Genomic DNA, 15,827 nt, shown 5'->3' with positions numbered 1-15,827 from the left:
ATATGTTAAAATTTTTTAAAATTTTTAACATTATAAAAAAATATGTTAAAAAAATCAAAAATTTTTAACATATCTAGTCCTTATGTTAAAATTTGATAAAAATTTTAACATTTATAATCTTCCTTGAAAAGCTTTATCTAGCAAGGACTTTTTAAGCTCTTGTAGATTTTTTATCTGTGCTTGATAGTTTTGCTTTAAATTTTTTACATGAGAAGAAAGCTCATCTAAATGCGAAGCGATTTGCTCTTGCTCTTGTAAAGGTGGTAAAGGAATTTTAGTCTCTTTAATTGTTTTAACATTAATAGCTTTAAAAGTAGAACCTGTCGAATTATCGTTAAAATATTTTTTTAAAGTTAGCAAATAAAAAAACAAAAATTCATTATTTATCTTAACGCCATTTAAAGAACACAATCCACGTCCTACTGCTATATCTTCAGAAGCAATATTCACTTCACCGACAGGCGCCCTAACGCATAATACAACTGAATTCTTTTTTGCAATTTTTCTGATGTCCGAAGTAACAAAATCAGATTTTTTTATATATTTATCAGAAAAAGCTATTTTTCCTTGATGAAATTCAATTAAATCTTTATTTTTATCTTTATTAAAAATACAATTTCCACTTGGAGATTGTCCCATAATCACTTCACAAATTTCACCTAAGCTTTTCCATTCCCAACCTTGTGGGAGTTTGTAGTTTTCCTTAGTATTATCCTTTAAAGGGTTAAAAGCTTTTTGTAAGGCACTTTGCATTAACTCATCTAAATTTAGTAAATCTTGCTCTAAAATTTTTATACTCTCATCTATCTTTGCAAAACTCTCATCTAAAATCCCCACTATCCTTTCTTGCTCTTGTAAAGGTGGCAAGGGAATTTTAGTTTCTTTAATTGTTTTAACATTAATAGCTTTAAAAGTAGAACCAGTTGAATTATCATTAAAATATTTTTTTAAAGTTAATAAATAAAAAAATAAAAATTCATTATTTGCCTTAATTCCATTTAAAGAACACAATCCACGTCCTATCGCTATATCTTCAAAAGCAATATTCACTTCACCAACAGGTGCTCTCACAGACAATACAACCGAATTCTTTTTTGCAATTTTTCTGGTGTCCGAGGTAACAAAATCAGATTTCTTTATATATTTATCCGAAAAAGCTATTTTTCCTTGATGAAATTCAATTAAATCTTTATTTTTATCTTTATTAAAAATACAATTTCCACTTGGAGATTGTCCCATAACTACTCCACAAATTTCACCTAAGCTTTTCCATTCCCAACCCTGTGGCAATTTTATCATTATTTTTTTACCTTGCTTTTCAAAAAATTAAACATCGTTACTATATCTTCTGAAATTTCTTCTTTTGGAATGCTAAAAATAACCTGTCTCATTTTGTTTATATCATCTCCATTATCATCACTATACAATCTTTGAATAATATTCTTGCAATCTAATTCTTTTAAAGAATTAATATTATCCAAGTTATCATCTTTTTTTATATGATCGTTTTTAGCTAGATTATCATTATTTATCAAATTTAAAACATTGTATTTTTCTAGCATAGTATATGAGAGTAAATAATTTTCTATTTCTCTTCTTTTCCAGACTCTCAAATAAAAACAATTTGCATAATCATTAAGACTTTTTAGGAGTGATTTTGAGCCAGATGGTTTTAATTCGTTATCTATTGAACTTAATATATAATTATCCTTATCACATATTATAAAAATATTTTTACTTTTAAAATGTTTGTTATCTAATGTTTTAATATAATCCTCACACCATTCAAGTTTTTTATTTCCAATAGTATCAGTATTTCTACTGTATCCAGAAGAACACTTAAAAGGTTGTATTTGATTTAATATTTTCAAATCTTCTATATTATCAATTTTAATTTCACATAACATTTTAAAAATCTCCCAATCATTCAAATCATCTATCAAAACAATATTTTCACATTTTGATGCTATTTGATATTGATACATTTTATTTGATGTGAAATTATCTAGCCTTTTGCATAATTCATTAAAAATATCTTTACTTTGTAATTTTCCATTGTCAACCAAATAAATATCTTCTATATTTTTTCTCACAATACTTTCTGTAATATGCGATGTAGATATACAATAACCTTTAATGTCTTCCAATCGACTCCATAATTTTTCAATATTTTTATAATGTATATGCGAATCAACCTCATCAAATAAAAAAAGAGTATTTTCTTTATCGAAAATATCTAAAATAGCATAAATAGCTAAAAGCTGATACTCGCCATCACTTAAATCATCAAATTTAAGGTCGTTATCTAAAGTAAGTGTTACTGTGTTTATATCAATATTTCTATCATTTTGAGTTGCATTACTTAAAAAAGTAAAAATTTCAGAGCTATCTTTGCCAAAAATTTCATTAGCTTGATTTATGGAAAAATTTATGCCTCGCTTTATTATAGGATAAGGTTCACTATTGAAATCTTCATAGTAATGTTGATCAAATTTTTTTTCGGCTATCTTCTCTAGTATTTTATAATCTATAGTATCTCTTATAATTCTTTTTACAACGCCTTTTGCTTCTTGCATTAATTCAATTTCAAGTCTTCGAATATAATCAGATAGAATTCTGAATTTAAAATATAAACTTATATTCTCAATATTTATATTTTTTTCCATTAAAAAACTTTTTACCAAAGAGTCTTGCTTTGTAGAGATGGAAAAAAATACTAGTAAAATTATCCAATTTTTATCAAAATAAAAAGAATGAACAACTTTTCGATTATTATCGTGGTTCTTTTTATTTCGCATCTTTTCTTTTTTATGTTTTTTAAAAATTTCAGTAAATTTTTCATTTTGTCCAGAAGAAAAACAAATCACATTAAAATTGTCATCTTGTATATATTTTTCAAAAATAGATTCTAGAATTCTTGACTTCCCACAACCATTTTCACCAACTAGTAAAATATTTGCACTATTTTCCAAATCTATATGCTGCGAAACTATACCTTTATACTCACCTATTTCTATTCTTTTATCCTGCATAAATCTCCCTTTGTAAATCATCAATGCATTGTTTTAAATCCTCCATACCTTCAAATTCACTCACTAGCTCTTTTACACTACCTAAAGAGCTAAGATCTATAAGTGTTTTTAACCCACTATCAAAGTCTTTTATGCCATACTCTTGATACCTATCTAGTAAAAATTCCACAAGCTTTAAGGCTTTTTCTTTTTGGAAGCGTTTTAAAAATGTACTATTTTTTACATTTAGCACGCGCTCATGGCGTGTTTTGATCTCGCTGTTAAAGCTTAAGTGTGCTAGCACATCATACACATCGCAGTCTTTTTGCTCAAAAATCACTTTCAATTCTTCCAAAACCTGCTCGCTTATGCGGTCTTTTTCAAGTTTTTGTAAAAATTCTTTTCTACTTGCTTGGTTACTCCAAATCTCGCGTAACCTTGTCTCATCGTTATAAAATTCTGCTAGCTTTCCTACTAAAAATTCCAAAAATTCTTTTGTGCTAAGCGGCTTGTCGTTATCTCCTATATAGCTTGTCGTTATATCAAGCACTTTTAGTTTTGTGCCTTTTAAATGCACAGTGACTTCTTTTTGCTTGGTTGTTTCTTTAGGGTTGCTTTGCTCTCTTTTGTTTTGTATAGTTTTTACCTCGGTTTTTTCTTCATCTTTGATCTGCTCGCCATCCCATTTAGGATCATAAAAAAGTCTTGTTACTCCGGTAAAATCTAGTATAGTAAAAAAGTCTTTTCCCTCATACACCCTAGTGCCTCTTCCGATGATTTGTTTAAATTCTATGATAGAACCTATATTTGCCAAAAGCACTATGTTACGGACATTTCTAGCATCTACTCCTGTGGTTAGCATTTTAGAACTAGTGAGTATCACAGGGTAGCTTTTGTCATTATCTTGAAACTGCTTTAAGTACTCAAGCCCTATTTTACCCTCATCACTTGTAACCCTCACGCAGTAGTCATCTCTTTTTACACTTTTAAATTTATCAATGGCTCTTTTTACTTCGCTTGCGTGGGCTTGGTTAACACAAAAGATGATGGTTTTATCCATAGGGTTGATGAGCTTTAAAATTTCTTTAGCTAGAAAATCGTTGTATTGAGGTAAGTGAATATTTCTTTCAAATTCATTGATCTTATAAAAGCCTTTTTCTAACTCACCTTCTATGATATCATCAGGGTTATACACATAGCCTTCACTAAGCGTAGTCGTAACACGCTTAACTTTATAAGGAGTTAAAAAGCCATCTTCTATGCCATCTTTAAGACTATACTCATATATACTCTCACCAAAATACCTATAAGTATCTACATTATCGCTTTTTTTAGGCGTAGCAGTAAGCCCTAAATGCGTAGCCGATGAAAAATACTCTAGCACCCCTGCCCAGCTACCTTCTTCATTCGCTCCACCTCTGTGACATTCATCGATGATGATAAGATCAAAAAAGTCTTTGGGGTATTGTAAGTAGAATTTGCTTTCTTGTTCTTCATTAGCATTTTCTTGTTCTTTTGAATTTGAAGCTAGACTTTGATAAATTCCAAAAAACACATTTGCACTTGTAGGCACTCTGCCATTGTTTTTTCTCAACTCTTGCGCACTCACTGCCACGCAATCGCCCTCTATAGGATTAAACTCTCCTAAAGCTTGATCTCTTAAACTCACTCTATCACATAAAAATAATATCTTAGGTTTTTTGTCTTGATTTGTTTTATTCCACCTAGCTTCAAGCAAACGATAACACAAAGCAAAAGCTATGGTGGTTTTACCTGTACCCGTAGCAAGAGTGAGTAAAATTCTATTTTTACCATTGATCAAAGCTTCTATGACTTTATCAACTGCAATCTTTTGATAATATCTTAATTCTTTTTGAGGTATGTATAATTCTCGCTGTGATAAAAGCTTGTGTTGCCATTCTTTTAAATTTCCATAAATCCTAGCAAAAAGCTCACTTGGGGTTGGAAATTTTTCTATGTACCCACCGCTTGAAGTTTTTAGGTTGTATTCATAAATTTTATCGCCATTAGTGCTGTATACAAATGCTACGTTTAAAATTTTGGCATATTCTATGCCTTGAGATAAGCCATCTAAAGGATCTTTGCTCTGTTTTTTAGCTTCTATGATAGCAAGATTATTGTTTTGAAATTTCAACAAATAATCTGCAAATTTTCTTTCGCCTCTTTTATTTCCTATAAGCTTACGTCCATCAGTAAAATAATAATTTCTTATGATATTTTCTTCACTCCAAGAGCTAGCGTGAAGTTTTACATCTATGAGTTTAACTCTGGTATCATCTTCTGAAAAATGCTTAAGTTCCATGGCTTCCTTATGGGTAAAAAATTTAAATAATTATACCATAAAAATCAAACCAAAACCCACAAACGCACCTTGAGTATAGTATCTTACTTTATTTTCCCTATTGCAATAAAAACCTAGCTTTAATATAATTTCAAAAACCACAAAGGAGAGAAAATGGACTCAAAAATCTTTTTAGAAAATGGTCGTGTTAAAAGCAAAGGTTATGCTATGCTTAGCAAGGATTCTAAATTCACCCCTTTTGAATTTACACGCCATAAAGTAGGTAAAAACGACATCTTAATCGCCATCAAATACGCAGGAATTTGTCATAGTGACATACACACCGCAAGAAGCGAATGGGGCGAGGCAACCTACCCTTGCGTACCTGGCCATGAAATAGCAGGAGAAGTTATCGCAGTGGGTGAAAATGTGAGTAAATTTAAAGTAGGTGATTTTGCTGGGGTTGGGTGCATGGTCAACTCATGCGGAGAGTGCGAAGCATGCAAAAAATCTCAAGAGCAATTTTGCGAAAATGGTAAAACCATCTACACTTATAACTGCAAAGATGTATTTCATGATAATGAAAACACCTATGGAGGCTACTCAAATAACATCGTAGTAAGTGAAAAATTTGCTATCAATGTACCAAAAAATGCTCCACTTGACAAAGTAGCGCCTTTACTTTGTGCGGGTATTACTACCTACTCACCGCTTAAATTTTCAAACATCAAAGAAGGCTCAAGTGTAGCCGTAGCAGGTTTTGGTGGGCTTGGTATGATGGCAGTAAAATATGCTGTAAAAATGGGGGCAAAAGTAAGTGTTTTTGCAAGAAATGAGAACAAAAAAGCAGAAGCTCTAGCTATGGGTGTGAGTAATTTTTATACTAGTACAGACAAAAGCGTGGTAAAAGAAAGATTTGACCTCATCATCTCTACTATACCAACCCCTTATGATCCGCTAGCTTATATGGATTTGTTAAAATTTGGTGGTGAGATGGCTATAGTAGGATTACCTCCGCATGAAGTAAGCCCTAGCATTAACATCATTCATTTTGTATTTAAAGCAGGTAAAAAAGTATATGGCTCGCTTATTGGGGGTATTAAAGAAACTCAAGAAATGCTTGATTTTTCTTTAGAACATGGAATTTATCCTGAAATTGAACTTATCAAACCAAGCGAGATTGACAAAGCTTATGAAAATCTCACTTCAGGAAAAGCCAAATTCCGCTATGTAATCGATATGAGTGCAGAAAATTAATACTCATCAAAAATCACATCGCTAGTATCAAAACCTCTTTGCTTGGCTATTTCAAGCAAAGAGTTTATTTGCTCTTTTGCCAAAATCTCTCTTGATAAAATCCATAAATATTTTTTATCAGGACTACCTACAATAGAAACTTGATAATTTGTATCAATATAAATAATCTCATAATTTGGCTTGTTAAAAATATTCATAAAAATACTAAATTTAACCGCTAAAGATCTTGGTGATTTTACCCTAGCTTTGCCATTTGCTTGAGAGATTTCTCCATTTTCTTTTGTGCATATATTTTTGACTTTAATTATAGGCGTAGAACCTTCATACTCTAGCTCATATTCTGCTTTAGCACTTTTGCAAGTTTTTTGAAAAAAAGCAGGTTTTCTAACCATTTCTAACCATGTACCCATGTATTTTTCTAAATTTATATCATCTAATAATTCTATCATTTTTCTTCCTTTTGATTTTCCTCACCCCAATCACACATTGCCTGTAAAATAGGGATTAAACTTTGACCTTTTTTAGCAAGGCTGTATTCTACTTTTGGAGGGATTTGTGGATATTCTTTACGCGTGATTAAATCATCATTTTCAAGCTCTCTTAAAGTATGCGTCAAAGTCTTAAAAGAAATATTACCAAGATATCTTTTAAGTTCATTATATCTTACAACTTCATAGCGAAATAAACAATACAAAACACTCATCTTATACTTTCCTGAAATCAAAGACAAGGTATAGTTAAACCCACATTCTGTAAAATCGCACTTTTCTTCCATATACTTTCCTTTTATATAGTATTATGCTTTTTTATATTATAATCCAAAATCATTTTTTATCAAAATGAAAACACATTAAAAAGGATTTCGATGGATTTCATCACAAATCTTATCATTGCTGCTATTGTTGGTGGTGCATGTGGAGTTGCACTTCATTTATGGAAAAAGAAAAAAGAAAAAGATAGTAGCGAAAAATAATACGTGAAGCAAAATGCTTCACATTGATTTAATTTATAGTATATTTCAGTATATTCTAACTTCGAGACCAAAAAGCAAAGATATCTTATTCTATACATTCTACCTTAATAGTATAAAAATATAATTAAACTTTCTTATAGTATAGTATCTTACATAAATTTCAGTATTGAAATAAAATTATAGTTAAATTATAATTTCAAAAAAATGCAAAAGGATAAAATATGCAAAAGGTATTATTATTAAACGGTGCAAAAGACTTTGGACACTCTAAAGGAAGACTAAACACAAGCTTACATGAGCTTGCACTTAAAACCTTAAAAGATCTTGGTTTGCAAATCCAGCAAACACATATAGATCAAGGCTATGATACAAACGATGAAGTAGAAAAAATTCTAAATGCTGATGTTTTGATTTGGCAAATGCCTGGTTGGTGGATGGGAGAACCTTGGATAGTGAAAAAATACATTGATGATGTTTTTACAGCTGGACATGGAGTATTTTATAAAAACGATGGTAGAAGTCATAACGAACCTACTAAAAATTATGGCACAGGCGGGCTTTTAAAAAATAAAAAATACATGCTTTCACTAACTTGGAATGCTCCAATGCAAGCCTTTGATGATAAGAATGAATTTTTTAATGGAGTTGGGGTTGATGGAATGTATTTACACTTTCATAAAGCACATGAGTTCTTAGGTATGAGTGCTTTACCTACTTTTATAGCTAATGATGTAATCAAAAATCCTCAAGTACAAGAATATTTTACAAACTACAAGGCGCACTTAGAAACAATTTTTAAAGCTTAGAAATTTGGGATTTGATGCTAGAAATCATTGATTTTTTAGCCTCAAATTCACTTTTTAAATTCAAAATAATCTGCCTTTTAGCTTCTGCAAAATCGACAAAGCTTTGCATATAATTTTTATAAATTTTTAAAACTACAGGCTTATTTAAAAGTAAATCTTCAAATTCATACACATTAAGCTCAGTTAATACTCTTTGATGTACTTCACTTGCTTTTGGATGATACAAGCTAAACTCAGTGCTATCAAGCTCGTAAAATTCTTTACTCGCATTCATTTTAGCGCTAAAAAATCCCAAAGTAAGTTTAGTAGCGCTTTCATAATTTGCTAAAGCTTTTAGATTAAGCTTTTCTAAAAATAAATCAAGTTCAAGTTGGCTTTTAAACAATAATTGCTTAAAATCTTTTAAAAAAAGCTCCTCGCTAGCACTAGCAAAGCTTCTAAAGCTAGCAAATTCTTTTTCACTTTCTAAGACATTTTCTTTTTGTAAATTTGAAAATTGAGCCTTAAAAAGCAAAATTTGCTCTTCTAAATGAGTAAAAAATAAAGAAAAATAATCTTTGATTTGACTAAATTCTAAGGCGATTTCATTTTTTAATCTTTTAAATTCCTTATTCATTGCTTCAGAATTATAAAACATAGCCAAAAACGCATCATCACTTGAAAGATACGGTGCTTTATAAGCAACTTTTTCATAAAGATTTTTCTTAAATAAACCCTTGGCTTCCCTGTAATAACTACTATCTTTTTCTTTAATAAATTTTAAAATTTCTTGAGAAATTTTTTCTCCAACAAGTTTTAATTTATCTAAACAGTTATGATTTAAAATTTTGATTTTTTGCTCTAGTTTGCTTACTTTGAAAGTTTGCAAAATAGTATTAAATTTAAGCTCTAATTGCTCTAGTGCATTTTGAAACAAATCATATTGATTTGACAAAAGCTCGCATAAATTACCAAGTTTTTCTTTAATAAAATCTTTTTTAATACGCTCATAATCAAGTTCTTTTAAATACTCATAAAGTAAAGGTAAATTTGACTTTTGTAAATCAAATTTTGCTTCTTTGCATGAAATTGCGATGATTTTTTCAAAATACTTATCAAAAACCAAATGCGCATAATTTAAAACATTTTCTAGCTCATCTTGACTTAGCTTATCTTTTTGATTTAGCACGCAAATCCCACCACGCTCTAAAAGCTTAGTATTTGCTTTTATAGCATCTTCTTCACTTTTTTTACCTGCATTATCAATCAAACTAAGCCAAATAGCACTATGCATAAAAGAAAGCTCTTTAAAAGTAGTTAGCGTGTCAGTGGTGTTTGCATTTAAACCTGGGGTATCTATAAGCGTGATATCTTTTAAAAGCTCAATAGGCGCAAAAAGGTGCAAACCTTTAGTTTCCTTTAGCTCATTTCTTTGATCGCTAAATTTAGAAAGCTCGTCTATATCTACAATCTCATCACTACCATCTTCATATTCAACTCTTAAAAAATACTCCTTAGCATAACGTAAAAAAGTAGGCTTAAAAGTCACTGGCACCACACCTGTTGGCAGGCATTCTTTTTGTAAAATTAAATTTAAAAGCGTGGATTTACCGCTTGAAAATTGCCCTATAATGGCCACATTAATGGCTCTTTTATAGCTAGCTATAATCATCTCAAGATCTTTTAAAAAGACATCATTTAAATGCAAACTTGGCTCTAAAAATGCATTTTTAATCGCTAAAATTTTTCCTTCAAAACTATCATCAAAACTTTTACAATAAGCATTTTCATAAGCTTTTAAAAAATCATCAATCAAATCATTTTGCATTTAAAAGCTCCGTTTTTAAAATCTTTAAACTTTGTAATTTTGTATTATTTTTTTCTAAAAGCTCTTTGGAGTTTTGTTCATTTTGCTCTATTTGTAAAATCAAGTCTTTTAAGTCTTTGATTTGCTCTTCTTGTTCTTTTTCGTATAAATTTAAACTAAGCTCTAAATTAGTAAAAAATTCTTGATTATTTTTTAAATCTAGGGCAATTTTTTCTATATTAAACGTTTGTAATTTTTCTAAAATTTTATTTTCTAAAGAGCTTTCTAGTTTATAAATATCGTGAGTTGATTCTAAATTTTTTAAAAGTTCCGCTTTTAATGTCATAAAAAGATCATTAGCGAAAATACTTTCTATTTTTGTTTCAACCTTACTTTTAAAATCATCACAATTTTGCTCTAAAATAGCTTTTAAAAAATCATATTTCACACTTAGTGTGGTTTTAAGCTCATTGATCTTATACTCACTTTGCTGTTTTAACTCTCTTAAAAGATCAAAAATTCCATCTTTTAAAGTCGTATCGATGATAGTATTTAGTCTTTGAGTACTATTTTTGATTTTATTATTTTGATTATATTTTAGCTCATCTATGAGTTTTTCTTTTAATTTCTTAGCTAGCAAATGTAAAAGCGTTAAAATTTCTTGAGTATTTTCATCTTTTGTGTTAAAAATAACACTTAGCTCTGCTTTTACTTGCATTAATTTTTCTTTTTTTGCTTTAAAGTCATTGATAATAGTTTGATTTTGTTTATCAAGCTCAAAACTTTCATAATTTAGCATTTTATTAGAAAATTTAATTTTTTCTTCTATTTTTTCTAAATGTAATAACAATTCTTTTTTATAAGCACTTAGAGCAATTTTGTTTTTATCATATAAGCTTTTAGCTATAAGTTCTTCTAGTGTTAAAATATTACTTTGTTCTAAATTTCCACCTTTTTTTTGATAAAAATCATTGGCTAGTTTTGAAGAGATACACACAAAATCTACATTATCTAATAATTCTTGGCTAAGCTGCTTTTGTGCTAAATTTTCTTTGAGTTTATTTTTAGTATAGCTAATCACTTCTTGCAAGTCCTTTTGACTAAGTAAATCAGCTTTAGTAAGCACAATCAAAAGCTTACTTACTCTTGAAGTTAGCAAACATTCTATAATAAAATCACAATCTTTTTGACTAAGACTTTGAGAAGTATTCATAAGGTGGATTAAAAAGTCGGCTTTGCTTATATAAGCTTTTGTTAAAAACTCTCTTTGGATGATCACATCATCAAGTCCTGGAGTATCAACTATACAAACATTATCTTTTAAAAAATCAAGCGATGCAAAAAGCTCTATTTTTTTAATAAGTGCTGAAATTTTGTTTTTTGCACTAGTGTAATTTTTTAATTCTTCAATTTTTATTTCTATATTTTTATTTTCTTTTTCAATATACTCATTTAGATTAAAATTTTGTTCAAGTTGTTTTATAAGCTCTTGCATATCTTGATTATCTTTAGAGCTTTTTAAAATTTCTTGCCATTCTTCTTCATTCCAAAAATATATCTTAGCTTTTTGGTCTTTGCCGTATTTTAAAACGCTCAAATTTGCAGTTTCAGGCACATTAGATACACCTAAAAAATCTTTTTTCAAAAGTGCATTTAGCATACTTGATTTACCTGCATTTACCACGCCTGTTACTGCGATAGAAAAATCAATATTACTAAATTTAACCAAAGCTTCTTGTAAGAGTTTTTGAGCTTTTTCATCCTCGCAAAGCTCTTGTAAGTTTTGATTAATGAGATCTAGTGTTTGATGTGAGTTTTTAACTTCTTGCTTGTAATCTTTTTGAATGACTTTTTGTCTAGATACAAAAGCATATATTAAAGTATTATCAGTGATTTTTTGAAGTTTTTCCAAGGATTTTAAAAGCTCGTTTTTATCTAAAATTCCTAAATTTAAAGCATTAATAAAACAAACCTGTGCATACTGAATACCATAAAGATCTAAGCGTAAATTTAAACTTTTCATCAAACTTTTAAATTCATTTAAAGCACTAAATCTTTCATAATTATCAAGATTAGTACTTAAAAGAATTGCTGCTTTTTGAGCATCAATTAAACTTTCATCAAAAAGTGTATTTGTATCAAGATAAACACTATGATTTTGCCAAATTTGTTTTAGTAAGGTTTTAAGCGCCCCCTTTTCTTGGGGGCAAAGATTATTTGTTTCTTTGAGCGACAAGCTGTCTTCTCATATAAGCGATTTTGCTTTGTAAAGGTAGTTCTTTTGGACAATTATCTTCACATGCAAGTAAAGACATACATCCAAATACACCATCATCATCGCCCACTAATTCATAAAAATCTTCTATGGTTCTGTGATCATGTGGATCTTGTAAATATCTAGCTGTTCTTAAAAGCCCAGTAGCTGCGATAAAGTCAGGTCTCATTAACTTAGTCGCACAAGAAGCAACACAAATTCCACACTCTATACAACGATCAAGCTCAAAAGTCTCATCAGCAACTTCTGGCTCAATACGTTCTTCAAGTTTAGAAATATCTGTTTCTTTTTCATTATGCACCCAGCTTTCAACGCGTTTACACATACCATCAAACCACTCACCTGTATTAACACTTAAGTCCTTAATGTGTCTAAATGCAGGTAAAGGCATAAGCTCTATAACGCCATCTGGATAGTCTTTTGTTAATGTTTTACAAGCAAGTTTTGGCTTACCATTAATCATCATAGCACAGCTTCCACAAATCCCTGCTCTACATACAAAGTCAAAACTCAAATCCGCATCCATTTTTTCTCTGATTTGAGTTAAGCACACAAAAATCGTCATAAATGGAGTTTCTTCAAGCTCATAAGTAACAAAATGAGGCTTAGAAATTTTACTTAATGGATTATATTTAAATGCTCTTATTGTTAATTTTCTACTCATAATCAACTCCTATTCTTTGGTTTGGTGCTTTAAATTTAGCTTGTAATTCATAAGGCATTAAAGCATGTTGAATTTCATATCTTCCTTTGCCTTCTGCTTCCATTTTTTCACGGATTGCATCAACTTCAGCTTGGCGTTTTTCGCTTAATGGGTTTTCAATGATATTTCCTTTAGCACCATAACCTCTAAATGCAGGCGGGATTTCCATTTTCATAATGTCAAGATCTTCATACTCAACTCTAGGCATACTTTCACCTTCCACCCAGTAAGTATTTGTTCTTTTCATCCAATTTAAGTCATCTCTTTTTGGATAATCTTCTCTATAATGAGCCCCGCGGCTTTCTGTTCTTAAAAGCGCACCATAAGCAACACATAAAGCAATTTTTAGCATTCTTGGAACTCTATAAGCTTCTTCAAGCTCTGGATTTGCACATTTTAATTCTTTATCATGCACTTTTAAATCAAGTGATTTTTGGTATAACTCTTCAAGCTCTTTAACCGCTTCTTCAAGACCCTGACCTGTTCTAAAGATAGCTACTTTTTCCCACATAATGTCTTTCATTCTGTTTTTGATTTCAAATACATCATGTTTTCCTTCTTTACTAACAAGAGATTTTAAGTAATCATACTCTTTAGAAAGGAAAGATTTAACAATATTTGTATCAATATCATTACCATTTTCTTTACAATATTGTGCAAAATAATCCCCTACGATCATACCTGCAACAACAGTTTCTGAACATGAATTTCCACCCAAGCGGTTAAATCCGTGCATATCCCAGCAAGCTGCTTCACCACACGCAAAAAGACCATTTAGCCATTGACTTTCGCCGGTTGGTTTAGTTCTAATACCACCCATTGAGTAATGTTGCATAGGTAAAACTGGCGCCCAGCCTTTTGGACCCTCATCAGCAGGATCAATACCATTAAATGTTTTACAAATATCTTGAACATCACGAAGATTTTTTTCAACATGAGCACGACCAAGGATAGAAATATCAAGCCATAAATGATCTCCATAAGGGCTTTTTACACCTTTACCTTTTCTAATATGCTCCATCATTCTACGACTTACAACGTCCCTACTTGCAAGTTCTTTTTTCTCAGGCTCATAATCAGGCATAAAGCGGTAACCATCAACATCTCTTAAGATACCACCATCACCTCTACAACCTTCAGTTAGTAAGATACCACTTGGCACGATTGGAGTTGGGTGAAATTGCACTGCTTCCATATTTGAAAGTCTGCAAAGTCCAGTTTCAAGTGCAATAGCAGCTCCCGTACCTTCACAAATAACAGCATTTGTAGTTTGTTTATAAATTCTACCATAACCACCTGTTGCAATCATAGTTCCTCTAGCAACATAAGCAATTAATTCTCCATTAGTTAAATCTCTAGCAATAGCCCCTAGACATTTTTTACCATCATGGATAATTCTTACTGCTTCCATTCTATCGATGATTTTAACTTGATGTTTAATCGCTTCATTTGCCACACCATATAGCATACAATGCCCTGTTGCATCAGCGATATAACATGTTCTCCATTTTTTAGTACCACCAAAGTCTCTTGCATTTATAAGACCATGTGCTTCTTCTTTTTCTTCAATGGTAGTTTTTTGAGCATTGATAACTACAGTTCTAGGTCCTTTTGTAACCCTAGTCCAAGGCACACCCCAAGCAGCAAGCTCACGCACAGCTTTTGGAGCAGTTTGCGCAAACATTCTTGCAACTTCTTGATCACAACCCCAGTCAGATCCTTTTACTGTATCAGCAAAATGCACATCTTCATTATCTCCCTCGCCTTTAACGCTATTTCCTAAACTCGCTTGCATACCACCTTGTACAGCAGCTGAGTGAGATCTTTTAACTGGACAAATACTTAATAAAGTTACACTTTGACCACTTTTTGCAACTTCAATAGCAGCTCTTAAACCTGCAAGACCACCACCGATAACTAAAGCATCACTATATTGTATGTTCATATTTAGCTCCATCATAAGTTTTTACTATTTGCGCTACAGAGTTGTTTTGGTAATTATTAAAGCCTATTTTTGCAAAAGCAGCTAAGCTTAATACACCTAAAACTAAGAAGAAAATACTAATAAACCATTTTGCTTTTTTAAGTTTTTTACGACTTTCTTTTGCATCTTTACCTTCAAACCAACCCCATTTTACACATAATCTATAAAGACCAATACTACCATGCAACTCAACACAAATTAATAAGGCAATGTAAAATAACCACATAAAATGGCTCACTACTCTATCGCCTGACATATCAGCACTGATTTTATCTGCATTAGTAATGATAAAAATTAAGTGTGCAGAACCCAAGAAAAACATTACAAAACCAGTTGCAGCTTGAACCCACCATAAAGATGAATCACCATGATTCATATATTTTAAGTGTGTTCTACAAAGTTGGTATTGTCTGAAATTAATAGGGAATTTTCTCATTGCAAGACCTGCATGCACAAAGAAAATAACCAAAACACAGGCAGCCAAGAAAGAAGTGATGTAGCTCATCATAGGGCTATTAATGATAAATTTTAGTTCTAAAAAGTGAACCACTGAATCAAAAAAATCATCACTAACCAAAATGGTAGAAACGAACAACATATGTGCCCACATAAACAAGCCTAAAATTAAGCCTGTTGCACTTTGAATATAGTCAAGTTTTGCTGGCATTTTGCTTTTTTTGCCATCAATACTCTTGCCTAAAAAACCTTCAATGAGTTGGCTCATATTTAC

Annotated in this window: 12 protein-coding genes; 2 read left to right on the top strand and 10 right to left on the bottom strand. The window is 30.8% G+C overall.

The features are described 5' to 3' along the window. Positions 1-111 precede the first annotated feature (111 nt). Genes CAMP5118_RS03965 through hsdR form a run of 3 tightly spaced genes read right to left on the bottom strand, consistent with a single transcriptional unit; the run spans position 112 to position 5,334 of the window. Entirely contained in the window at positions 112-1,299 is a 1,188-nt protein-coding gene (locus tag CAMP5118_RS03965) for a restriction endonuclease subunit S (RefSeq protein ID WP_337216665.1), read from the bottom strand. Next, positions 1,299-3,032, bottom strand: a complete 1,734-nt coding sequence (locus CAMP5118_RS03960; RefSeq protein ID WP_337216664.1) for an AAA family ATPase — start codon at positions 3,030-3,032, stop codon at positions 1,299-1,301. Before CAMP5118_RS03960 ends, CAMP5118_RS03965 begins: the two co-directional genes overlap by 1 nt. Continuing rightward, positions 3,022-5,334 carry an EcoAI/FtnUII family type I restriction enzme subunit R gene (hsdR, locus tag CAMP5118_RS03955; protein ID WP_337216663.1) on the bottom strand — a complete coding sequence of 771 codons (2,313 nt, stop codon included), beginning with the start codon at positions 5,332-5,334 and terminating at the stop codon, positions 3,022-3,024. Before hsdR ends, CAMP5118_RS03960 begins: the two co-directional genes overlap by 11 nt. Before the next feature lie 153 nt (positions 5,335-5,487). On the opposite strand from hsdR, the gene CAMP5118_RS03950 reads away from it, so the two are divergent. Continuing rightward, the gene (locus tag CAMP5118_RS03950) at positions 5,488-6,570 is read left to right on the top strand and encodes an NAD(P)-dependent alcohol dehydrogenase (protein ID WP_240385079.1); all 1,083 of its coding nucleotides are present in this window, start codon (positions 5,488-5,490) and stop codon (positions 6,568-6,570) included. On the opposite strand, the gene CAMP5118_RS03945 is transcribed toward CAMP5118_RS03950, so the two are convergent. Together CAMP5118_RS03945 and rrpA are read right to left on the bottom strand one after the other, a co-directional pair. Further along, positions 6,567-7,019 carry a lipocalin family protein gene (locus CAMP5118_RS03945; RefSeq protein ID WP_337216662.1) on the bottom strand — a complete coding sequence of 151 codons (453 nt, stop codon included), beginning with the start codon at positions 7,017-7,019 and terminating at the stop codon, positions 6,567-6,569. The two genes, CAMP5118_RS03950 and CAMP5118_RS03945, sit on opposite strands and share 4 nt — an antisense overlap. Then, entirely contained in the window at positions 7,016-7,345 is a 330-nt protein-coding gene (gene rrpA, locus CAMP5118_RS03940) for a MarR family transcription factor RrpA (RefSeq protein ID WP_214099901.1), read from the bottom strand. Before rrpA ends, CAMP5118_RS03945 begins: the two co-directional genes overlap by 4 nt. 419 nt (positions 7,346-7,764) lie before the next feature. Between rrpA and CAMP5118_RS03935 the strand changes: the two genes are divergently transcribed. After that, positions 7,765-8,349, top strand: a complete 585-nt coding sequence (locus CAMP5118_RS03935) for an NAD(P)H-dependent oxidoreductase (RefSeq protein WP_337216661.1) — start codon at positions 7,765-7,767, stop codon at positions 8,347-8,349. On the opposite strand, the gene CAMP5118_RS03930 is transcribed toward CAMP5118_RS03935, so the two are convergent. The 5 genes from CAMP5118_RS03930 to CAMP5118_RS03910 are packed head-to-tail and all read right to left on the bottom strand — an operon-like array spanning position 8,339 to position 15,821. After that, entirely contained in the window at positions 8,339-10,156 is a 1,818-nt protein-coding gene (locus CAMP5118_RS03930; protein ID WP_337216660.1) for a dynamin family protein, read from the bottom strand. The two genes, CAMP5118_RS03935 and CAMP5118_RS03930, sit on opposite strands and share 11 nt — an antisense overlap. Further along, positions 10,146-12,371, bottom strand: a complete 2,226-nt coding sequence (locus CAMP5118_RS03925) for a dynamin family protein (protein WP_337216659.1) — start codon at positions 12,369-12,371, stop codon at positions 10,146-10,148. Before CAMP5118_RS03925 ends, CAMP5118_RS03930 begins: the two co-directional genes overlap by 11 nt. Further along, positions 12,349-13,074, bottom strand: a complete 726-nt coding sequence (locus CAMP5118_RS03920; RefSeq protein WP_012661078.1) for a fumarate reductase iron-sulfur subunit — start codon at positions 13,072-13,074, stop codon at positions 12,349-12,351. Before CAMP5118_RS03920 ends, CAMP5118_RS03925 begins: the two co-directional genes overlap by 23 nt. After that, the gene (locus CAMP5118_RS03915; protein ID WP_066007209.1) at positions 13,067-15,058 is read right to left on the bottom strand and encodes a fumarate reductase flavoprotein subunit; all 1,992 of its coding nucleotides are present in this window, start codon (positions 15,056-15,058) and stop codon (positions 13,067-13,069) included. Before CAMP5118_RS03915 ends, CAMP5118_RS03920 begins: the two co-directional genes overlap by 8 nt. Then, a complete protein-coding gene (locus tag CAMP5118_RS03910) occupies positions 15,042-15,821 on the bottom strand; it encodes a fumarate reductase cytochrome b subunit (protein ID WP_012661076.1) in 780 nt (259 codons plus the stop codon). Before CAMP5118_RS03910 ends, CAMP5118_RS03915 begins: the two co-directional genes overlap by 17 nt. Positions 15,822-15,827: the final 6 nt, after the last annotated feature.

It is taken from the genome of Campylobacter sp. LMG 7929 (genome assembly GCF_024723595.1).
In the GTDB taxonomy this organism is placed as follows: Bacteria; Campylobacterota; Campylobacteria; order Campylobacterales; family Campylobacteraceae; genus Campylobacter_D.
This window is presented reverse-complemented; position numbering and strand designations above follow the sequence as displayed.